The following is a 20,171-nucleotide window of genomic DNA, read 5'->3' on the forward strand; positions in this document are numbered from 1 at the left end:
GGTCTGGGGCGCGAACGCGCCGACGCCATGGTGCGCCTCGGCGACGTGGAGCGCGCCGGCGTGTCCTTCTCGCTCCATTCCGACATGCCGATGGCGCCGGGGCAGCCGCTGTTCCTGATGCATTGCGCGGTCAACCGCACAACCGCGTCGGGACGCGTCGCCGCGCCGGAGCAGCGCGTCAGCCGGCTGGGCGCGCTGAAGGGGGTTACGCTCGACGCCGCCCATTCCTTGCGCCTGGAAAACGAAATCGGCAGCATCGTTACGGGCAAACGCGCCAATCTCACCATCCTCGGCGACAATCCGCTGACGGTCGATGCGTCGGGGATCAAGGACATCGCCGTCTGGGGCACGGTGCAGGAGGGACGGGTGCTGCCGGTGAAATAGAAGGGCGGCTTGAACTTCACGCCGGGACGGTGAACGGCGCGCGGCCGCTGGCGAGGGCGTCGTCGAGCAGGTCGAGACGGTCCTGTCCCCAGAAAATCTCGCCGTCGAGCAGATAGCTCGGCGAGCCGAATACGCCGGCCGCCTGCGCGCTTGAAAAATTTGCGGCATAGAGCGCCGCGGCTTCCGGCGTTCCGGCGCGCAAAACCCAGGCGGGATCGTCGCCGCTTTCGCGCAGCGCGGCCGTGATTTCCTTGTCGTCGGCCATGTTGCGGTTCTGCTCGAAGATCGCGGCGAAGGCGCGGGCGATGAAGGCGCTGGGGTCGACCTCTTGCGCCATGGCGCAGATCACGTGGTCGGCGCGCGTGGGATCGAACGGCCAGAAACGCGGCCGCAGGTGAAAATTCAGGCCGCGCTTGTCACGCCAGCGTTGCAGCTCGACCATGCGATAGGCCTGGCGGAACGGATGGCGCTTGGGCAGGGGCAGGCCGCCGGTCTCCGGAAACAGCTCCATGAGAGCCACTGGACGAAAATCCAGAGCGAGCGCGTGTTTGGCCGCGAGCCGCAGCAGTTCGGAATGGCCGATATAGGCCCAGGGCGACAGCAGCGAGAAATAGACGGTCAGACGTCGTCCCATCGCATCCCCTTTCGAGATGCGGCAGTCTATCACTTCACCCGATGGAGCGGACAAGAAAAAGCCCGCTGGAGGCATGCCTCGAGCGGGCGCATTATGTTTGCATTCCAGTTGCCCTTCAGGCGGCGTTGGTCACCAGTTTCTGGTGGACGGCCCGCAGTTCCGCGATGGCCTGGTCGAGATCCGCGCGGCGCTCTTCGAGATGGCGCAGTTGCGACAGGACCATTTTCTCATCCAGCGCGAAATCGCCGGCCTTGGGTCCGCGTTCCTGTTCGGCTTCGAGCAGGTCGGCGATCTCGGTGAGGGTGAAGCCGAGATGCTTGCCCTTCAGAATCATCTGAAGACGCACTTTTTGGGCGCCGTCGTAGAAGCGCGCGCCGCCGCGGCGGATCGGCTTCAGCAGGCCGCGCTGTTCATAGAAGCGCAGGGCGCGAAGCGTGACGCCGTACAGGCGAGACACTTCTCCAATCGTGAGCATTTCCGGACTGTTAGCGTCCGCCTCGAAGGCGGAGCTGTGGAGCAGGGCGCTTGCGTTCATGGACGTGATCCTCGTGGTTATCGAATCGGTACGCGCTACACGTCAAGGTTGTACCGCAGGTTAATAGCGGTTGCAATCCCCTTTGGTAAGCATTTTCGCAAGGAGCCCGGAAATCCTGGGTTAACCGCTTGTTTACCCTAAACAGAGAAAGTTGCGCTGTAGGTTCGTCGATTGGCGCCGCTGGGGAAACCGCGAAGCCGGCGCGAGTCTCAGGCGGCGCGCCGGATTCTGTCCGGAAAACCAGAGTTTTGGGCGATGAGCAGAGCGGTACCCTGGAGCATAAAGGGCGTCGATTTCGACGCCCGCGAGGCGGCGAAGGAGGCGGCCCGCAGGGACGGGCTCTCGCTGGGCCAATGGATGAATCGCGCCATTGCGGAGCGCGCCGCCGAGACCGGAGCGGACGGTCAGGATTTCGACGCCGACGAGCGGCTGGAGGCGGTGGCGGCGCAGCTCGCGCGTCTGAGCCGGGAAGCCGAGTCAGGCGCGCGCGGGAAAAGCCAAGGCCGCGAGAGCCGCGACCCCGAAAGCCGCGAAACCGAAACGCGCGACCCCGAAAGCCGCGACATCTGGCGCGCGCCGGAGCGCGCCGAACCGCAGTCGCGCGAAGACCAGCCTGAGGAGCGCGCGGAGCCGCGTCGGCGCGCGTCCGACGATTGGCGTGATTCGCTTGCCGAGCCCGAACCGCGCAAGCGCCGGGCGCGCGCAAAAACCCGCGGCGCCGTCCGCGAGGCCATCGACGCCGAGGCGCTGCTGGACAAGGCCGTCGCCGCCTTCGAGAGCCGCACCGAGCGCGCCGAAGCCCGCGCCGCCCGCGCCTTCGCGCAGGTCGCCGAGCGCATCGACAGCGCCGAGAGCGAGCGCGTCGAAATGCTGACGCAGGTCGACAACCGCCTGGCCGAGCTGGAGACGCATCTCCGCAGGAAGCCGGATGTCGAGCCGCTGCGCGGCGCCCTCGGCCGACTCGAAACCCGCATCGAGGAACTGGCGCGCCGCGAGCCTGAGCCGCGCGACGACGAAACCCTGCGCAAACTGGATCGTAAATTGTCCAATCTCCTGTCCCGCGTCGAACGCGCCGAAACCGCCCCCGCCCCCGAGCGCGACGAGCATTTCGCCCGGCTCGAAAAAAGGTTCGACGCGCTGCTGGCGCGTCTCGACCGGCCCACGCCCGTTCGCACGGAGGCTGCGCGCGCCAACAGCCGGCGGCCCGACATGGAGCAGGCGATCGCCGAGATTTCGGCGCACCAGCGCGCGCTCGACGCCGCGCCCCGCGCTCCGCGCCCGCAGCCCGCGCCCGAAAAGGCCAGCGCGCCCGCCCCTGTGTTCGACGAACGCTTCGACGTTCTCGCGCAAAAGCTCGAGCGCATCGTCCAGGCCAGCGCCGCGCCGCAGGAGGATCGCCGCATCGACCGGCTGCAAAGCGGCATCGAGGCCTTGTCCAAGCGCATCGAGGACATGCGCGGCGAATTTGCGACGCTCAAGGCCGGCGCGCGCGACCAGGTTTCGCCTCAAGTCGAAAAGGCGCTCCGCGAGCTCTCGGTGAAGGTCGAGGCGCTGGCGAGCGTCGCCGCCGCGCCGAGCGCGCTCAAGGATGTCGCGGGATTGCGCGGCGAATTGTCGGGCCTGAGCCGTTCGCTGGGCGATCTCGCCCCGCGCGGCGCCGTCGCCTCGCTGGAAAGCGCCATGCGCGAACTGGCGAATCGCGTCGAGACCACCCGCTCCACTGTCGAGCGGGTCGCACAGAGCCGCGGCGGTCCCGATCCGGAGGATCTCAGCCGTCAGCTCGCGGAAATCAGCCGGGGGTTGAGCGACGTCGCCCCGCGCGGCGCCGTCGCCGGCCTGGAAGAGGCGGTGCGCGATCTCGGCGCGCGCGTCGACACCGCCCGCGAGATCATGGCGACCGCCAGCGAGCGCCATCTCGACGCCGCGCCGGATTTCGACGCGCTGCACCGGCGGCTGGCCGAAATCGCCAATGGACTGGGCGAGGTCGCGCCGCGCGACGCGGTGGTCGGGCTCGAGGAGGCGGTGCGCGACCTGAGCGGGCGCGTCGAATCGACCCGCGCCTTCATCGAGCGCGCCCCCGCCGGCGCCAGCGCCGCAGAAATCGAATCTCTGGGCCAGCAAGTCGCCGCGATGAGTCGTGCGCTAACCGATGTCGCGCCGCGCAGCCAGATCGCCGCGCTTGATCTCGCCGTGCGCGAGCTCGGCGCCCGGCTCGAGCGATCGCGCGACGAGGGTCTGCGCGACGCCGTGCTCGCGCCCATCGAGACGCTGGCCGCCGACATGCGGCGCGCGGTCGCCGAGATCGGCGCCTCGGCCAATCTGGACGGCGTCGGCCGGCAGATCGCCCAGCTCGAGGAAAAGATCGAGGAGTTGCGCCGGAATGGCGCCGAGCGCAGCGAATTCCTCAACGCCTGCGACCAGTCGGACGCGCTGCGCGTCAGCATCGCCGCGGCGCTCGAGCGGATGGAGCCGCTGGAGCGCATGGAGCGGCAGGTCGCGAGCCTCACCGATCGCCTCGAGGCCTTGTCGCGCCAGTCGAACGAGGTCCGCAACGCCCAGGAAAACGGGCTGGCGCGCAACGAGGCCAATTGGCGCGAGATCGGCTCGCGCCTCGACGATCTCGCCGTGCGCATCGACCGCGCCGCCGACCTGCGCCAGGACCCGCATCCGGGCGAGGAGCGGCGCTTCGACGAGATTTCGCGCCGGCTGGATTTCATGCATCAGGCGCTCGCCGAACGCATCGACGGCGCTTCGAGCGCCCCGCAGGGGCAGCCCGGCCTGGAGCCGCTGCTGCGCGCGCTCGCCGACCGCCTGGAAAACGCCATGGCGCCGCAGGCGGACGCGCGCGCCGTCGAGGCGCTGGAGCGCCAGATGGCGGAGGTCACCGAACGCCTCGAGCGCGGCGCCGCCCATGGCGCCATGCAATTGCAGCAGGCGCTCGCCGATCTGGCGGCGCGGTTGGAGGAGGGGCGCCAGAGCGACCGCGAGATCGCCCGCGACGTGGCGCGCGAAACCCTGCGCGAGGCGCTGGCCCATCTGCCGACCGCCGAAGGGCTCAGCGAGCAGGCCGCGCGGGAGATCGCCGACCTGCGCGAAAAGCACGAACATTCCGACCGGCGCGCCCAGCAGACGCTGTCGGCGGTGCACGAGACCCTGGAAAAAGTCGTCGACCGGCTGGCCATGCTGGAGGAGGACGTTCAGGAGACGCGCGCGGCGGTTCCGGCCGCGCGGGGGGACGCCGACCAGGCGGCGCGCGCCGCCGCTCCGTCGCCGCGCGCCGCCGCCTATGACTTCGACGATCCCGATTCCCTGCTGGTCGAGCCCGGCGCCGGACGGCCCGCCGCGGCGGGCCGCGCCGCGGCCGACGCGCTGAGCCTGAAACCCTCGCGCGACGACGAGGACGCGCTGTCGTCCGGCGCGAAAGGCGCCGCCAATTATATCGAGGTGGCGCGCCGCGCGCTTGCCGCCCGCGCCGCCGCCGACGCCCAGGCGCAGGCCGAGGCCCAGGCGCAGCGCGGTCCGCGCGGCGTCGGCGCCGCCGCCGAACGCGCCAAGGAAAAAATCGCGCGTCCGCTCCTGTCCGGCGAGAAGCGCGCCGGGGCGCGCCGGGGCATGCTGCTGGCCGCCGGCGCCTCCGTCCTCGCGCTCGGCGCGGTCCAACTCTACCGCATCGCCCTGGCGCCCGCCGACGTGCTGGCGCCGGTCGCGCCCGTGGCGGTCGACGTGGCGCCGGCCTCGCCGGCCGCGTCTTCGGCTCCCGCTCCGTCGTCTGTGGCCGCTCCGGCTGCGCCTGCCGCCCCGGCCGCCGCGCCGGCGCCCGACGCGTCCGCCCCCGCGTCGCCCCCGACCTTCTCGCCGCTGGCCCCCGCCAAGGCGCCGGGCGCCCGCACCAGCCTGCCCGATCCGCTCGCGGTCGGCTCCATCGGGCCGCGCACGTCCAATATGGCGGCGATCCAGGCCGGCGCGCAGGCCGCCAGCCTGCAGGAGCAGGCGGACAAGGGCGACGCCGCCGCGCAATTCGACCTCGGCGCCCGCTACGCCGATGGCCGGGGCGTCGACCGCGATCCCGCCGCCGCGCTGCAATGGTTCGAAAAAGCCGCCGCGCAGGGCCAGGCCCAGGCCGAATATCGGCTGGGCGTGATCTATGAAAAGGGATTGGGCGTCACCCGCGATGCGGCGAAGGCGCGCGACTATTACGAGAAGGCCGCCACCCAGGGCCATGTGCGCGCCATGCACAATCTCGCGGTGATCCAGGCTGAGGGCGTCGACGGCAAGCCCGACTATGCCGGAGCCGCGCAATGGTTCCGTCGCGCCGCCGAATATGGGGTCCGCGACAGCCAGTTCAATCTCGCCATTCTCTACGCGCGGGGCATGGGGCTGACCCAGAACATGACGCTGTCCTATGTCTGGTTCGCGGCCGCCGCGAATCAGGGCGACGCCGACGCGGCGAAAAAGCGCGACGAGGTCGGGGGGCGGCTGTCGGCCTCCGAATTGGCCGCGGCGAAGAAACAGGCCGCGGCGTTCAAGGCGCGCAGCGCCGATCCCGCGGTCAACGAGCCGCCGGTCGCCGCCGCGACGGGGCGCCCGCAGGCTTCGGCCAAGATTTAAGTCAGGTCAAAAATTTGGGGCCGCCTTTCCGAGGCGGCCCGTTTTTTCAAAAACTCAGCCCACGGCTTTTTCGTACTGGGCTTCGACATAGTCCCAGTTCACCAGATTGCCGAGCACGGTCTTGATGAAGTCGGGGCGCCGGTTGCGGTAGTCGATGTAATAGGCGTGTTCCCAGACATCGACGGTGAGAATCGGCGTCGCGCCGTGAATCAGCGGGTTTTCCGCATTCGGGGTCTTTGACACCGCGACCTTGCCGTCCTTGACCTCAAGCCACGCCCAGCCCGAGCCGAACTGCGTCACGCCGGCCTGCGCGAGATCGTCGAGCGCCTTCTCGACCGAGCCGAACGCTTCCACCAGGGCCTTTTCCACCTTGCCCGGGACCTTGCCGCCGCCGGCCGGCTTCAAATATTTCCAGAATTCGGCGTGGTTGTAGATTTGCGCGACATTGTTGAACACCGGCGCGCTCTTGCCGTGCGATCCCTTGATCACCTCCTCGATGGACTTGCCTTCCCACTCCGTGCCCTTGATGAGGTTGTTGGCGTTGGTGACATAGGCCGCATGGTGCTTGTCGTGGTGAAATTCCAGCGTTTCCGCGGACATGTACGGCGCCAGGGCGTCGTAGGCGTAGGGAAGGGGATCGAGCACAAAGGACATGTATTGCTCCTTAACGAGAAAGCGGACGTCTCAAGGTAGGGAGCGGGCGCGATTGAGGCAAGAATGAGGGCGCCGAAAGAAGCGGCCTGATCGCGCGCCGAGCTTAACAAATTTGCGGCTTTGTGCTCAATACGTGGTGTTTGAGTTGTCAAGAGAGGCGTCGCGCCGGTGAAAGTGGAACGCACGTTGGTCGCCCTGGGGCTCGTTCTGGCCGTCGCAGGGATCGTCGTCGCCGTCAACGGCTATGTTTACGTAAATGTCGATCGCGGGCCGCCCCTGATGATCTCGGGGACGTTGCTGCTCGGCATCGGCCTGACGCTCGCCGCGCTGGGCTTTATCTTGCGCGAGCTGCAAAAGATTTCCGCCGACGCGTCGAAGGCCGCCCTGCTGCTCGCCAAGGCCCGCAACGGCCTCGTCGCCGCCGAGCCGCCCGTGGCCGCCAAACCTTTGCCGCCGCTGTCGCCCTTCGAGCCGCCGGCCGCCGCGCCCGTCGCCGCGCCCTTGCCCAGCGAGCCGGAACCGGCGCCGGCCAAGATCGCGGAGCCCGAGCCCGCCCCGCCGAGCCCGGCGGACATGCTGCGGCGTCCGTCCTTTCCGCCGCCGCTCGCGCCGCGCCCGGAGCCGCCAAAGTCTTTGGCGTCTTCCCCCTTCTCCTGGATGCTCAAGCCCAATGCCGAAAAGCCCGCCGCCAAGGCGGAGGACGAGGATTGGCTCGACAAGGCGATCAGCGCGGAGGCCGAGACGGCGAACCGCCCCGGCAAGCAAGAGGAGACGCGCCAGGACGAGCCGGAGGCCTCGCCGGCGCGCGAGGTGCAGCAGGTGATCCGGCGGGAATTCGGGTTGAGCGCGGAAGAAGAAGCGCCCAAACCGCCAGCGCCCGAGCCGGCGCCGGAGCCGGAGCCCAAGCCGGAGGTCATCGGCAATTACGAGGCCCATGGCGCGCATTACACCATGTTCGCGGACGGCTCGATCGAAGCCGAGACGCAGCATGGCGTCTATCGCTTCGCCAGCATCGATGAGCTCAAGCGGTTCATCGAGGGCGAGGAAGAGGCGAAGGCCTGAGCGGTCCCGTCGCGCGAGGCGTTATGCGGCGCCGCCCTCGTCCTTCGAGACAGCCGCCATAGGGCGTTATAGACGCCCTATGGCGGCTTCCTCAGGATGAGGGCAATTTGTTGTGCCGTGTTTAAAACAGGCGGCGGTCAAGGCGGTCATTTGACCGCCTCTAGGGCGAAGGCGTAGCGCCAGGCGATGTCCTCGAGTTCGTCGAAGCGGCCGGACGCGCCGCCATGGCCTGCGTCCATGTTGGTCTTCAAAAGGATCGGGCCGCCGCCCGTCATGGTCGCCCGCAGCTTTTGCGCCCATTTGGCGGGCTCCCAATAGGTGACCCTGGGGTCGGTGAGCCCGGCCTCGATCAGCATCGGCGGATAGGCCTGGGCGCGCACATTGTCATAGGGCGAATAGGCGCGGATCAGGTCGAAAATCGCGGGGTCGCGCAGAGGATCACCCCATTCCTGCCACTCGACCGGGGTGAGCGGCAGGGTGTCGTCGCAGATCGTGTTGAGCACGTCGACGAACGGCACTTCCGCCAGTATGCCGGCGAAAAGCTCGGGGGCGAGATTGGCGACCGCTCCCATCAGCATGCCGCCCGCCGAGCCGCCCTCGGCGACGATTTTACCCGGCGCGGTCAGGCCGAGCGCGCAAAGATGGCGGGCGCAGGCGAGATAGTCCGAAAAGGTGTTGGGCTTGTCCTTCAGCTTGCCCGCCTGTTTCCAGCGGTCGCCCAACTCGCCGCCGCCGCGCACATGGGCGGTGGCGTGGATGAAACCGCGATCGATCAGGCTGAAAATGTTTTCGTCGAAGCGGTCCGGCAGGGCCACGCCATAGGCGCCATAGCCGTAGAGCAGCACAGGTCCGGGTTTTTGCGGACGATCCTTGCGCCAGACCAGGGCCAGCGGAATTTTTTCGCCGTCCGGCGCGGTCGCCCAGTCGAGCCGTGTTTCATAGCGCGAGGGATCGTGGCCGCTCGGAATGCGCATTTTTTTGACCAGTTTGCGTTCGCGGTCGCGCAGGTCGATATCGAAAATTTCGTCGGGATCGATCGGGGTCGAAAAGGTGATCCGCACGATCGGCTCGAAGAAATCGAAATTGCCTTCGAGCCGCAGATGGAACACGGGGGCGTCGAATTCGACCGCGAAGGCCGCGCCGCCCTCCGGCTTGGCCATCAGCCGGGGGCGGCAGGCCTCGCGCTCCAGCCAGGCCAGATGGTCGGCGAAGACGGTGGCGTTGAAAATCACTTTTCCGGGACGATGGGGGACCTCTTCACGCCAGTTGCCGCTGTCGAGTTCGTCGAGGCCGATGCTCAGGATTTTGAAGTCGAAGGCGCCGTCGGCGTTGGTGCGCATGTAGAGCCGGGTCAGGTTCGGCTCCACGTCATAGACGAGACCCGGACGGCGGGGCAGGACCTGTTTCGGCGGCGCTTCGGGGTTTTGCAGGTCGATCAGCCAGCTCTCGGAGCAATCGTGGTCGCTGAGGTTGACGATCGCATGCCGGCGCGAACGCGCGCCGCGCAGGTGAACGAACAGCGCCGGGTCGCTTTCCTCGAACAGGGTTCGGTCGTTGGCGGGGTCGTCGCCGATCCGGTGCAGGCAGATCGCGCTGGTGCGAAAATCGTCGTCGAGGCGGGTGTAGAGGAAGGTTTGCGAATCGCAGGCCCAGACCAATGTTCCGTCGGTGTTTTCAACGACGTCCGCGCCATCCGCGCCGGTGGCGAGGTCGCGCCAGGAAATCTTGTGCAGTTCCGAACCGCGCTCGTCGCGGCTCCAGGCGAGGAAGCGATGGTCGGGTGAATGCGCGGTTGCGCCCAGGCTGAAATAATCCAGGCCCTCGGCCTGGAGATCGCCGTCGAGGAGGAGGATTTCCTCCTTGCCCTTGCGGCAGACCAGAGGATGTTGGCCGTCTTCGCGAAAACGATTGTAGTAGAACCAGTCGCCGTCGCGGGCGGGCGGGTCCGAATCGGTCTCGTCGATGCGTCCGGCGAGCTCCTCCTCCAGCGTTTCGGCGAGCGGCGCCAGGGGCTTCAGCACGGCCTCCGCATAGGCGTTCTCCGCCTCGAGCACAGCGCGGATGTCCTTGGGCAGCACGTCGGGGTCCTGGAGCGACTCGCGCCAATTCGTCGCACGCAACCAGGCGTAGTCGTCGGTGAGCGTCTTCCCGTGAAATTCCGTTGCAGCAGGACGTGTTTCCACGCGGGGCGGCGCGATGTTCCGGCTTTCGGCAAAGGACGGCATTGTTTCGGTTCTCGACAGCGTTGAAGAAATGGCCGCGACAATGTCGCGATTCGGCTGATTCGCCAAAAGGCGCGCGCCGTGACGGCACAACTCGGCCGGCGAATATTTCGGCTCAGGTCATTCGCACGCAATAGCCGCGCGCCCAGGGCTTGACAGGACAGAAGATCGGGAAACCTTCCCGGCGTAGGCCTCATCATTCCTGTGGTTTATTTGCGAACCAGGCTGGAATTCTCTTGGTCTTCCGCGCCGCACAAACAACAACCGAAATAAATTCCCGAATGACCGAAAGAGAGATATTGCGCCTACCCTTTGCTTGCTCTATCTAGAAGAAGTTGGACGATATTCGCAGCAAGATCGAATCGTATTGGCGGCCTCGGGCGTCGCCATGGCCCCGTGCTGGGCGGTCTTCTCGAGAGAACTCTCGGTCCATCGCAAGGAAAGTTTACGACCAATGAGCGACGCACCCTCGAACAATTATATCGAACTGGCGGCGGACATCGTTTCCGCCTATGTCAGCAATAATTCCGTTCCCGCATCCGATCTGCCGTCATTGATCAACGATGTTCATTCCGCCCTTTTGCGCGTCACCAGCGGCGCGGCGCCCGTCATTACCGAGGCGCCCAAGCCCGCCGTTCCCGTGAAGAAGTCGATCACCAACGACTACATCATCTGCCTCGAAGACGGTAAGCAGTTCAAGTCGTTGAAGCGCCATCTGCGCACGCAGTACAATATGTCGCCGGAAGACTATCGCGAGAAGTGGGGCCTCGGCGCGGATTACCCCATGGTGGCGCCCAACTACGCCAAGGCGCGTTCGCATCTCGCCAAGCAGATGGGCCTGGGACAGCAGCGCCGCCGCGTCCGCTCCAAGTAATGCGGTCCAAGTAATTCGGTCCAAGTCATTCGGTCTGAATTTCGGACTGAAAGCCTGACGTCAAAATGGAGCGCGCTGCGCTCCATTTTTTTTGCGCCGTCTCGTTGTTTTACGCGCCGTCCTTCTTGGCGCGGGGCGCGCGCCAGGCCGGCGCGCGGTCGCCGCCGCGCAAGGTGTCCGCCGGTTCTTCGACGGCGCGCGCCGGGGTCATCAAACTGCTGGCCTTCGCCGCGAGCGCCAGGCAGGCCTCGGTATTGTCGCGGCAGGAGGCGAACGCGCGGTCCTTCGCCTGTTCGGCTCCGGCGGCGAGGCTGTCCCGCGCCGGCTGGGTCAGGCTCGCCAGGCTGACGCCTTCGCGATCGGAAATCTGGCTGACCACCAGACCGAGCCAGAACAGGCAGCGCAACAGGAACGACATTTCGCTCTCCCCGGACGAAGCGCCCGAACTTCAGGATGACGCCAGTCTAGCGCCGATACCTCGATATGAATTCAAAGCTTTTGCTCAAATTGCCGTTGCGCCTTTCACCCGGGATTCACCATCTGGCCGCAACACTTGGTTAACCATGATGGGAGAATGGGCCGCGGGAGCGCCGCCGCTTCGTGCGCGCGTTTAGAGTTCCCTTAGAGCCAGGGCGCAGATTGGCGGGACGAGGATCCAAATCCGCGTTTGACATCAGAGCGATCCATGCCGGTTTCGAGGCGCCACCCATGAGCGACCATCGCCATCCCCCCGCAACGGGCGGCCCTGCGCGCGTCGGAACGCGCGCCGCCGCGGAGGCCGCGGACTGGCGCCAGCGGCTGCTCGCCAATGTCAGCCACGAATTGCGCACGCCGCTCAACGCCATCATCGGCTTTTCCGAAATGCTGGCCAATGTCGACCTGTCGCCGCGGGACCCGGAGCAGCAGCGCGAATATGCGCGGATCATCAACGCCTCCGGCCAGCATCTGCTCAGCGTGGTCAACACCATCCTCGACATGTCCAAGATCGAGTCGGGGGTGTTCGCCATCGAGCCCGAACATTTCGACCTCGCCGCGCTGATCGATTTCTCCTGCGATTTGGTCAAGCTGAAGGCGCAGGAAAAGCGCATCGAGCTGCTGGCGGCCTGCGCGCCGCGAACCGGCGAGATCGTCGCGGACAAGCGCGCCTGCAAGCAGATCCTGCTGAACCTTTTGTCAAACGCGGTGAAATTCACGCCCGAGGGCGGGCGCGTCACCGTCTCCTCGCGTCGCGAGGGGGAGAGCGTCGTCATCAATGTCGCCGACAATGGCATCGGCGTCACGCCGGCCGAATTGCAGCGGCTCGGCGATCCCTTCTATCAGGCGCGCGCCACCTATGACCGGCCCTATGAGGGCGCGGGGCTTGGCCTGTCCATTGTGCGCGGGCTCGTGGCGCTGCATGGCGGCGCCATCAGCTTCGCCAGCGCGCCCAACGAAGGCGCGAGCGTCACCGTGCGCCTGCCGTTCGATTGCCGCGAGGCCCAGCGCGCCGACGCGCTGTCGGCGCGCATCGAAACCGTCTCGCGCCCCGAGGGCGCACAAAAAACCCGTTCGCTTCATTCCCATCATCAGGTGAAGAAAATTGCGTGAGATCGCCGCAGCCTCCGACTTCGATTTCGTCGCTTCCGAACCCGCTCCCGCCAAGCCGGCGCGCGCCTCCAAGACATCGCGCGCGAAAAAGGCGGGCGCGCCGAACTGGCTGAGCCGGCTGTGGACCTGGCGCACGCCGCTGTTCGGCGGCATCGCCTTCGTCGGCCTGTTGGCGGCGATCGGGGTCAACGCCATGTTCCTCCAGCACGGGCGCCATCCCGCCCCGCTGATGGGCTCGGTGCTGCGCATCGAACCGCCCAAGGCCGAACCGGCCCCGGCGCCCGCGCCGGTCGTGCGCGCCGAAGCCAAGCCCGCGCCGTCCGCCCTCGACGAGGTGCTTTCCGCTCCCGCTCCGGCGCCGCTGCAGAAGCCCGCTGCGGTGAAGCCGGCCAAGCCGGCGCCCGTGATGGCGGCGCCGCTCCCCGCCGCCAAGCCGGCGCCGGTCCTGGCGGCGCCGCTTCCCGCCGCTAAGCCCACGCCCGCCAAAACCGTTCAGGCCGCGCCCGCTCCGTCCGCCAAAGCTGCGGCCAAGTCCGAGGTCAAGGCTGGCGGCAAGTCCGACGCGATCGGCGCGCTGATGGACAAGTCGGCGGCGCCGGTTCCCGCCAAAGCCGTGACCTCGGCGCAGAAGGCGTTGAACAAGCTCGGCGCCCATGTTCCGGCGAGCGGCAAGTTCGACGACGCCACCCGCAAGGCCGTGGAAAAATTCCAGCGCGACAATGGCCTGCCGGTCACCGGCGAACTGACGCCCAAGCTGCGGCGCTTCCTCGCCTTGCAGGCGGGCCAGCCGGAATAGTGCGGCTTCGTTCCGACATCTGGGTTTCGGCCTATTTGCGCCGCTGCGCCGTCGAGGGCGCGGCGGCCTATTTGCGCCGGCGCGGCGCCGAGGCGGCGGGCGCGATTTTCGTCAAGATCGACCGGCTCGACGGATTATGCGCGCTTTTCGGTCCCGCGCCGCAGAGCGAGGTGGAGCAGGGGGACCGCCTGTTCGCCCGGATGCACCGCGAGGACTGGATCGACCCCGCCGACGCCGAGGCGCGGCTGACGCGCGAACAGAAATTCGATTCGGACCTGTGGATCGTCGAGATCGAGGACCGGCAGGGCCGGCATTTCTTGGATCTCGCGTGAGGCTTTACCCGCAGATCCAGACGAAGCCGATCGGCGTCGCCCGCCAGCAGGCGCCGACGCCATAGGGCCACCACCGCCCGCCATACCAGCGCCGGCCCGTCCCGTACCAGACGCCGCCGTAATAACGGCCGCCGACCCGATAGCGGCCGGCGACCGCGCCACGGCGAGCCACGGCGCCGCCACGGACCACCGTTCCACGGCGGACCACCGCGCCGCGGCCCGCATAGCGCATGCCGCCGCCGCCCCGATGGAAGCCGCCGCCGCGATACCCGCCAAAACCGCGTCCGCCGCCGCCGCGGCCGCGCGCCAAGATGATGTCGGACTCCGGCGCCGCGGTCACGGGCTGCGCGAGAATCGGCGCGGCCAGGACGGGAGCGATGTCCGCCGTCGCCAGGGCGAAGGCGAAGGCGAAAGAGGCGAATTTACGGACAAGCATGGCGCGACTCCGCTCGACAAGGATGCGGACGACGATACTGTAGGCGAGGGATCAGGCGCGATCACTCTGTCGTGAGTCCGGATCCGGCTCCGCGGCGTCCATGTTGCTGATCCAGGCGGCGAGCAACTCCCAGATCACCGCCAGCACGATCGGGCCGAGGAACAGGCCGGTGATCCCGTGCGACAGCGTGCCGCCGATCACGCCGATCAGAATCACCAGCATCGGCGTGGTGAGACCGCGCGCCATGATCAGCGGCCGCAGCACATTGTCGATCAGATTGACCGGGACCATGTAGGCCGTGAACAGCAGCGCCGTGCTCGTGTCCAGGGCCGACCAGGCCCACAGGATCGAGGGAATGATGATGACGCTCGGTCCGATCTGCACGATCGCCAGGACGAGGCAGGCGGAGGTGAGCAGGCTCGCGCCGGGGAAGCCGGCCATGGAAAAGCCGGCGCCGGCGAGCAGGGCCTGAAGCGCCGCTATGCCGACGACGCCGCGCGACACCGTGCGAATCGTCGAGGCGGCGAGGGCGAGCAGGCGTTCGCCGCGATCCGCGGCGAGCCGGCGCGTGAATTTCTCCGCCGCCGCGACAAAGGCGGGGGCTGGCGCGAACAGGAAGCCGGCGACGATCACGGCGGCGAAGAATTTGAGCATGCCGACGCCGGCGCCGGTGGCCATGTCCAGCAGGACCGAGCCGACCGGCTTGAGTTGCGGCGCGATCTTGGCGAAGGCCTCGCGCAGGTTGGTCGAGGCGAGGTCCCAGAACTGGTAGAGCGGTTCGCCGACGACCGGCCATTCCTTGACCCGCGGCGACGGCGAGGGGACCGTCCAGGTGTCGGAGCTGGAGGCGAGGGCGCGCAGGCTGTCGACCAGGTCGAGCGCCAGCCATGTGGCGGGGCCGATGATGACGATCAGGCACAGGAGCGTCAGCAGCGCCGCCGCCAGCCTGCGCCGGCCGCCCAGCGCGCGCACGATCCGTTCGTAGCCTGGATAGAGCGCCACGCACAGGATCACGCTCCAGATTCCGATGGTCAGGAACGGGCTGATCAGGACGTAGGTCCAATACAGCAGCAGGGCCAGCACGCCCAGCTTGGCGGCCAGTTCGGTTCCCGCGCGGGTCAGGCCGTCGAGGCCGGACGCATTTTGACCTTCAGCGCTCATGCCCGATCACCTCATGTCTGCGGATGGGCGGCAAGCCGCCCTCACGTTTTGGTCGCGCCGCGCGCGGCGAGATAATCGCGCAAATCCTTCGACGTGTCGGGCTCCGCCTGCGTGGCGCGCGGGGCTGGCGCGGCGCGGCGTCCCTGCTGGCGCGCCGCGCCGGCGGCCAGCCGGGCGTCGCCCGAGATCGCGCCGATCACGCGGGCGGCGTCGCGGCGCGGCAGGCTTTCAAACAGCTTCATGTTGCGGTCGAACGCCGCGCTCTCCATCGCCACTTTGGGGAAGGCGATGAGAAAAATGCGCGCCGCGATCTCGCGGGGCAGGCCCATGGCGATGAAGGCGATGGTCAGGGCGTCGCCGCTCTCCTCCTCGACCAGGCGGCGGGCGCAGAGCGGGTCGATGCCGATGATTTCCGAGAGCAGCAGCGCGAAGGCGCCGCGTTTTTGGCGCAGGGCCGCGCCTTCCAGCCGCGCGCAGGAGTCCGTGTCGAGCTCCGGCGTCGCGTCGGGGCGGCCGACCGCCGCGACGCCCGCCTGCCGGGCGCTGCGCAGCAGTTTTTCGCGCTGGGCGGAGTCGGCGGCCAAATAAAGCGGCAGGTGATCCACCCCCAGGTCGCCGCGCGCCAAAAGGGCGCGGGCGAGGTCGAGATCTTCGCGGCCTCGCGAAATCAGCAGACGCAGGTCCTCCATGGCGAGCGGCGCCGCCGCATTGGCGGCGAGCGCGCGCGCCACTTCGCGTTCGGGGCGTCCGGCGAGGAGGGCGGTGATCTCGCGGTCGAGATCGGCGCGCGCGGCGAGCGCGCAGGCCTGGTCGCAGGCGCCGCTAGCGGCGATCTGGCGCAATTCCGTCCAGGGGATCTGGCGGTTGTTGGTCAGCACCTCCTGGGCGGGCGCCCCGCCGCGCGCCTGGATGCGGCGCAGCACGTCCGGCGGCGCGTCGGGGCAGCGCGACAGCTTTTGCGCCACGATCCGGAGCGTGGCCTCGTCGGCGTCGTCGATCAGCCGGACGGCCATTTCCTGGAACAGCCGGATTTCCTGCGCGGTGTGGCTGGGATGCAGGACGAACAGGTCCGTGGTGACGCGCAGCAGCACCGGGCGCATTTCGGCCGGTTTGGTTTGTTCGGAGGCGGCGAGGTCGCGCAAGCGCGCGTAAATATCGGCGGGGGGCATGGCTCGATCCGCAAAATTCGGGATTCGTGGCGATGCTAGGCTGCGTTTATTGACACAACATTAACCATAAGCCTGTTTAATGAAGAAGTGTCTCAATTCGGGAACGAAGGGTTAACCCTTTCGGTTTTCGATGGATGCGCGCCGGAAAACGGCGCGGAATTTGCAATACCAACAATGAGCGGGGCGAATTCAACGACTGGCGCGCGCCGCATCAGCAGAGGAGCAGCGATGGGCCAGATTATCCCTTTTCGATGCGCGAGGCGCCGCCGCGCGCCGCCCCCGGCCGAAACGGCCTCCGGCCCCGGCGCGGAAATCCTGTTCTTTCTCGGCGTGCGCTATTGCCGGGATGAGAATGGCGGCAAACCTCAAAACGGCGGCAAGCCTCAAAACGGGGGCAAGCCGAACAGCCCGAATTCACGGACGCGCCGCAAGAAGCGGGCTTGAAAACTTCACAAATTCGCCTGTTGCGCCGTCATGAGGGCGGCTTTTCCTCTTTGCATTCGAATCCGGCGCGTTGCGCGCCAATCCCCTCCGCCTCGCCCTGGCGCAAGGCCAGCAGCCTGAACAGCGCAAATCCCTTTGGCGAGGGCGCCACCAGCCGCAATTCGTCCGCTTCCGCCGAAGCCCGCGCCGCCTCGTCGAGATCCTCGCGCGATTCGTCGATGGCGTCGGCCTGCGCCCGCGTGACGATCAGGATGTTGAAGCGCCCGTGCGGCGTCTGCGCGTCCGACCCCGAATAGATGATCGCGCCATTGTCGAGGCGCACCGACACCGACAGCGGATGATCGCCGTCGGCCTGGGCGCGCAGGCGCAGCGGGCCTTCGTTCAGATCGAACCGGCAGGCGGCGAGGAAGGCGAAGGGATCGGAAAACGGCGGCCCCGGATTGTCCGGCGTGGCGCGCGGCAGCAGTCGGACCTCGCCGAGCGGCAGGCTTTCGGCGAGGCGGCGATAGGCGGAATTGGGCGCGAGGCTCGGCGTCGCCAGCAGGGTGATCAGATGAACGGCGACCACGCCGAACACCAGCCCGAACCCCCAGGGGACCAGCGCGACCAGGCGATCGATGCGCTCCTCCCGCGTCTTCACGAGCAGGCCTCGCGGGAAATGGTCGGCAGGCTGAGGCCCTCATAGGCCTTGGACAGCGTGCTGGCGCCCGCCTGGTAGAGGCGCAGGGCCAGAAAGAAATTTGGGTCGTCGCCGAGCGGCAGCCAATTGCCCGGCCGCGCCTCGCGCGCCGCCTCGATGACGAAATCGCCGCTGCTCGACCGCAGCAGGCCGGCGGAGGTCAGGCCATAGCGATCCGCGACATTGGGCTGCGGCCGTCCATCGATCCGGTAGGCCGCGAGCGTCCACACCCGCGCCGGCAGGTCGGTTCCGGCGAGCCGGTAAGCGCAGCGCGAGTCGAGCGGGGCGCCCTGGTCGTCGGCGCGGGCGACGAACAGCAGGCCTTCGTTGACGCCCATCGGCGCCAGGCCTTCGGAGGCGATCGCCGCGCGCTCGTAGGGGTCGATGTCGGCGCCGCCGAGATGCGGCCAGGTGGTCCAGGGGCCGAGGCGCACGCTGTCGAACCCCGGCTCGCCGCGCAGGGCGTAGGCGGTGGCGGCGAGTCCCAGTCCCAAGGCCGCAAACACGACAATGATCAGCGCGCGCAATGAATCGGATTCCCAAAACGACTGCCCGTTTCGAAATAGCCGTCCTCTGGAAAAAGTCGAGCGATTTCGGCGAGTGGGTTCAGTTTGTGCGCGCCGGGGGATTTGCGCTTGCAGGCGTCTTGAGTTCGGCGTCGGGCCCGCGCCACAGGCGGGAGACGCCGGCCATGGCCTTGTCCGGCAGGCTCGCCGCCGCCTCGCCCCAGCCGGCCGCCTTTTCGCGCAAGCCCTTTGTGTCCGGCCAGCTCGGCCGGGGGACGGCGAGGCCGAAGACTTTCCAGTCCTCGTTATGCGCAGGCTCGGCGGCGGGCGCGGCGGGCTGGGCCGGGCGCGCAACCGCGCGCGGCTCGGCGCGGCGCGTTTCGGCGGGACGGACCGGAGGACGCGCGGGGGGCGCCGCCGTCGGCCCCGGCGCCGGCGCCGCCGAGGCGGGCCGTCCGGGATCGGCGGCCGGGGCGAAACTGTTCAGGCTCGACAGCGCCGCGAGTTGCTCGGGATAATAGGCGTAGGAGCGCGTTGCGCTTTCGCCATGGGCCGGTTCGGCATAGGCCAGGGGCGCCGTCGCGGCGGTCGTTTCCGGAGCTTGCGCCGGCGCGAAGAAAAAGACCAGTGGCGCGGCGAGCGCGACGGCGCCCGCCAGCAGCAGCGGCGTCCGGAAGGCGAGAGGATGGGCGCGGAGGAACATGGCGGCTCCGTGTCGTCGGGGCGGCGATCAAGCCCGAGCATTGCGGCGAAAGCGCGTCGGAAATAGGCTCTTGTCGAGAATGGAGGGTTCACGCGCCGTTCAGAGTCGCGTGGCCAATGTGTGGCATGGGCGGAAAAACGGCGGGGATTGGCGGATTTCTGCTCGGCGGCTTGCTTGCGCTGGCGGCCGGGCCCGCTTGCGCGCAGGCCCATTTCGGCGGCGGCGGCTTTCCCGGCGTCCATTTCGGCGGGCCGCGCTTCGACGGGCCGCGCTTCGACGGGCCGCGCTTCGACGGGCCGCGGCCGCACGACCCCATGGGCCGCGACGATGTCATGCCGCCGCCGCATCAGCCCGCCGGCCCGCCGCCTCCGGATGCGTCCTTCGAACCCGGCGGTCCGCCGCCGCCGGAGCCTCCGGGGCCGCCGCCGCCCGGACCCGCTCCGGCCCGCAAATGTTTCAGCCCCGCGGAATCCCGCGCGCGAGTGGCGCAGTACGATCTGCGTCCGCCCTTCGAAATGATGCGGCGCGCGGCGGTGCTCGCCGACGCCCAGGCGCTCGGCGGCAAGCTGTGCCGCTGGGCCGACCTCGACATCTACGATATCAGCCTGCTGCGCCCTGACGGACGGGTGGTTCATGTGTTTCTCGACGCATCGACCGGCCACGAAGTCAGCGCGCCCAAACCGCATTGAAGGGACGCAGTCTTGCGCCTGCTCGTGATCGAAGACGACAAGGATCTCAACCGGCAGATCGTCGCCGCGCTCGAAGCCGCCGGCTATGCCGTCGATTCCGCCCGCGACGGCGAGGAAGGCCATTTTCTCGGCGACACCGAGCCTTACGACGCCATTGTGCTCGACCTCGGCCTGCCCAAGCTCGACGGCATTTCCGTGCTGTCGCGCTGGCGCGGGGCCGGGCGCGTCATGCCGGTCCTGATCCTCACCGCCCGCGACGGCTGGACGGAAAAGGTCCAGGGTTTTGATGCCGGCGCCGACGATTACGTCCCAAAACCGTTCCATATGGAGGAGCTTTTGGCGCGGCTGCGGGCGCTGTTGCGGCGCTCCGCCGGCCACGCCAGCAACGAGCTGGTCTGCGGCCCGGTGCGGCTCGACACCCGCGCCAGCCGCGTGCTGGTCGACGGCCTGGCCATCAAGCTGACCTCGCACGAATTCCGGCTGTTGTCCTATCTGATGCACCATACCGGCCGGGTCGTGTCGCGCACCGAGATCGTCGAGCATCTCTACGATCAGGATTTTGATCGCGACTCCAACACGATCGAAGTGTTCGTCGGCCGGCTGCGCAAAAAGCTCGGGGTCGACGTGCTGCATACGGTGCGCGGCCTCGGCTATGTGATGAACGCCGCCGGCCCCGACGCCGGAAAAAACTGACGA

General features: G+C 68.1%; 20 protein-coding genes. 9 read left to right on the forward strand and 11 right to left on the reverse strand.

Annotated elements, in window-relative coordinates; all coding sequences use genetic code 11:
• The coding region (locus tag M2320_RS20435; protein ID WP_264598867.1) for an amidohydrolase family protein at positions 1 to 384 on the forward strand (384 nt) is incomplete at its 5' end.
• 16 nt (positions 385 to 400) lie between these two features.
• Here the strand turns inward: M2320_RS20435 and M2320_RS20440 are convergent.
• Together M2320_RS20440 and M2320_RS20445 are read right to left on the reverse strand one after the other, a co-directional pair.
• On the reverse strand, positions 401 to 1,018 hold the full coding sequence (locus M2320_RS20440) for a 2-hydroxychromene-2-carboxylate isomerase (protein ID WP_264598868.1): 618 nt from the start codon (positions 1,016 to 1,018) through the stop codon (positions 401 to 403).
• Between the two features lie 115 nt (positions 1,019 to 1,133).
• Positions 1,134 to 1,553, reverse strand: a complete 420-nt coding sequence (locus M2320_RS20445) for a MerR family transcriptional regulator (protein WP_184427139.1) — start codon at positions 1,551 to 1,553, stop codon at positions 1,134 to 1,136.
• A 255-nt stretch (positions 1,554 to 1,808) separates the two neighbouring features.
• Here M2320_RS20445 and M2320_RS20450 point away from each other — a divergent pair, with 255 nt between their 5' ends.
• Positions 1,809 to 6,161 carry a hypothetical protein gene (locus tag M2320_RS20450; RefSeq protein WP_264598869.1) on the forward strand — a complete coding sequence of 1,451 codons (4,353 nt, stop codon included), beginning with the start codon at positions 1,809 to 1,811 and terminating at the stop codon, positions 6,159 to 6,161.
• 54 nt (positions 6,162 to 6,215) lie between these two features.
• On the opposite strand, the gene M2320_RS20455 is transcribed toward M2320_RS20450, so the two are convergent.
• Entirely contained in the window at positions 6,216 to 6,815 is a 600-nt protein-coding gene (locus tag M2320_RS20455; RefSeq protein WP_184427141.1) for a superoxide dismutase, read from the reverse strand.
• Positions 6,816 to 6,983: 168 nt separating this feature from the next.
• Here M2320_RS20455 and M2320_RS20460 point away from each other — a divergent pair, with 168 nt between their 5' ends.
• Positions 6,984 to 7,877: a hypothetical protein gene (locus M2320_RS20460; protein WP_264598870.1), complete on the forward strand. Its 894-nt coding sequence runs from the start codon at positions 6,984 to 6,986 to the stop codon at positions 7,875 to 7,877.
• Between the two features lie 146 nt (positions 7,878 to 8,023).
• Here the strand turns inward: M2320_RS20460 and M2320_RS20465 are convergent, their stop codons facing one another.
• Entirely contained in the window at positions 8,024 to 10,102 is a 2,079-nt protein-coding gene (locus M2320_RS20465; RefSeq protein WP_264598871.1) for a S9 family peptidase, read from the reverse strand.
• A gap of 451 nt (positions 10,103 to 10,553) precedes the next feature.
• Here M2320_RS20465 and M2320_RS20470 point away from each other — a divergent pair, with 451 nt between their 5' ends.
• Entirely contained in the window at positions 10,554 to 10,973 is a 420-nt protein-coding gene (locus tag M2320_RS20470; protein ID WP_184427144.1) for a MucR family transcriptional regulator, read from the forward strand.
• Between the two features lie 109 nt (positions 10,974 to 11,082).
• Here the strand turns inward: M2320_RS20470 and M2320_RS20475 are convergent, their stop codons facing one another.
• Positions 11,083 to 11,391, reverse strand: a complete 309-nt coding sequence (locus M2320_RS20475) for a hypothetical protein (protein WP_264598872.1) — start codon at positions 11,389 to 11,391, stop codon at positions 11,083 to 11,085.
• A gap of 290 nt (positions 11,392 to 11,681) precedes the next feature.
• Between M2320_RS20475 and M2320_RS20480 the strand changes: the two genes are divergently transcribed.
• The 3 genes from M2320_RS20480 to M2320_RS20490 are packed head-to-tail and all read left to right on the forward strand — an operon-like array spanning position 11,682 to position 13,688.
• Complete coding sequence (locus tag M2320_RS20480; RefSeq protein WP_184427146.1) at positions 11,682 to 12,560, forward strand: sensor histidine kinase; 879 nt, start codon at positions 11,682 to 11,684, stop codon at positions 12,558 to 12,560.
• Positions 12,553 to 13,356, forward strand: coding sequence for a peptidoglycan-binding domain-containing protein (locus M2320_RS20485; protein ID WP_264598873.1), 804 nt, complete (start codon positions 12,553 to 12,555; stop codon positions 13,354 to 13,356). The genes M2320_RS20480 and M2320_RS20485 overlap by 8 nt, the downstream gene beginning before the upstream one ends.
• The gene (locus M2320_RS20490) at positions 13,356 to 13,688 is read left to right on the forward strand and encodes a DUF1491 family protein (RefSeq protein ID WP_264598874.1); all 333 of its coding nucleotides are present in this window, start codon (positions 13,356 to 13,358) and stop codon (positions 13,686 to 13,688) included. The genes M2320_RS20485 and M2320_RS20490 overlap by 1 nt, the downstream gene beginning before the upstream one ends.
• Positions 13,689 to 13,692: 4 nt before the next feature.
• Here M2320_RS20490 and M2320_RS20495 read toward each other — a convergent pair whose 3' ends face one another.
• The 6 genes from M2320_RS20495 to M2320_RS20520 form a co-directional block, all read right to left on the reverse strand.
• The gene (locus M2320_RS20495; RefSeq protein WP_264598875.1) at positions 13,693 to 14,124 is read right to left on the reverse strand and encodes a hypothetical protein; all 432 of its coding nucleotides are present in this window, start codon (positions 14,122 to 14,124) and stop codon (positions 13,693 to 13,695) included.
• Positions 14,125 to 14,175: 51 nt separating this feature from the next.
• Positions 14,176 to 15,285 carry an AI-2E family transporter gene (locus M2320_RS20500; RefSeq protein ID WP_264598876.1) on the reverse strand — a complete coding sequence of 370 codons (1,110 nt, stop codon included), beginning with the start codon at positions 15,283 to 15,285 and terminating at the stop codon, positions 14,176 to 14,178.
• A 41-nt stretch (positions 15,286 to 15,326) separates the two neighbouring features.
• Complete coding sequence (locus tag M2320_RS20505) at positions 15,327 to 16,454, reverse strand: DUF2336 domain-containing protein (protein ID WP_264598877.1); 1,128 nt, start codon at positions 16,452 to 16,454, stop codon at positions 15,327 to 15,329.
• A gap of 472 nt (positions 16,455 to 16,926) precedes the next feature.
• Entirely contained in the window at positions 16,927 to 17,538 is a 612-nt protein-coding gene (locus M2320_RS20510; RefSeq protein ID WP_184427152.1) for a DUF1254 domain-containing protein, read from the reverse strand.
• Positions 17,535 to 18,104, reverse strand: a complete 570-nt coding sequence (locus M2320_RS20515; RefSeq protein ID WP_264598878.1) for a DUF1214 domain-containing protein — start codon at positions 18,102 to 18,104, stop codon at positions 17,535 to 17,537. The genes M2320_RS20510 and M2320_RS20515 overlap by 4 nt, the downstream gene beginning before the upstream one ends.
• Before the next feature lie 79 nt (positions 18,105 to 18,183).
• On the reverse strand, positions 18,184 to 18,786 hold the full coding sequence (locus M2320_RS20520) for a hypothetical protein (RefSeq protein WP_264598879.1): 603 nt from the start codon (positions 18,784 to 18,786) through the stop codon (positions 18,184 to 18,186).
• A gap of 125 nt (positions 18,787 to 18,911) precedes the next feature.
• Between M2320_RS20520 and M2320_RS20525 the strand changes: the two genes are divergently transcribed.
• Both M2320_RS20525 and M2320_RS20530 read left to right on the forward strand, forming a co-directional pair.
• Positions 18,912 to 19,475 carry a PepSY domain-containing protein gene (locus M2320_RS20525; RefSeq protein ID WP_264598880.1) on the forward strand — a complete coding sequence of 188 codons (564 nt, stop codon included), beginning with the start codon at positions 18,912 to 18,914 and terminating at the stop codon, positions 19,473 to 19,475.
• Positions 19,476 to 19,487: 12 nt separating this feature from the next.
• On the forward strand, positions 19,488 to 20,168 hold the full coding sequence (locus M2320_RS20530; RefSeq protein ID WP_184427156.1) for a response regulator transcription factor: 681 nt from the start codon (positions 19,488 to 19,490) through the stop codon (positions 20,166 to 20,168).
• Positions 20,169 to 20,171: the final 3 nt, after the last annotated feature.

It is taken from the genome of Rhodoblastus acidophilus (assembly GCF_025961575.1).
Classification (GTDB): Bacteria; Pseudomonadota; Alphaproteobacteria; order Rhizobiales; family Beijerinckiaceae; genus Rhodoblastus; species Rhodoblastus acidophilus_C.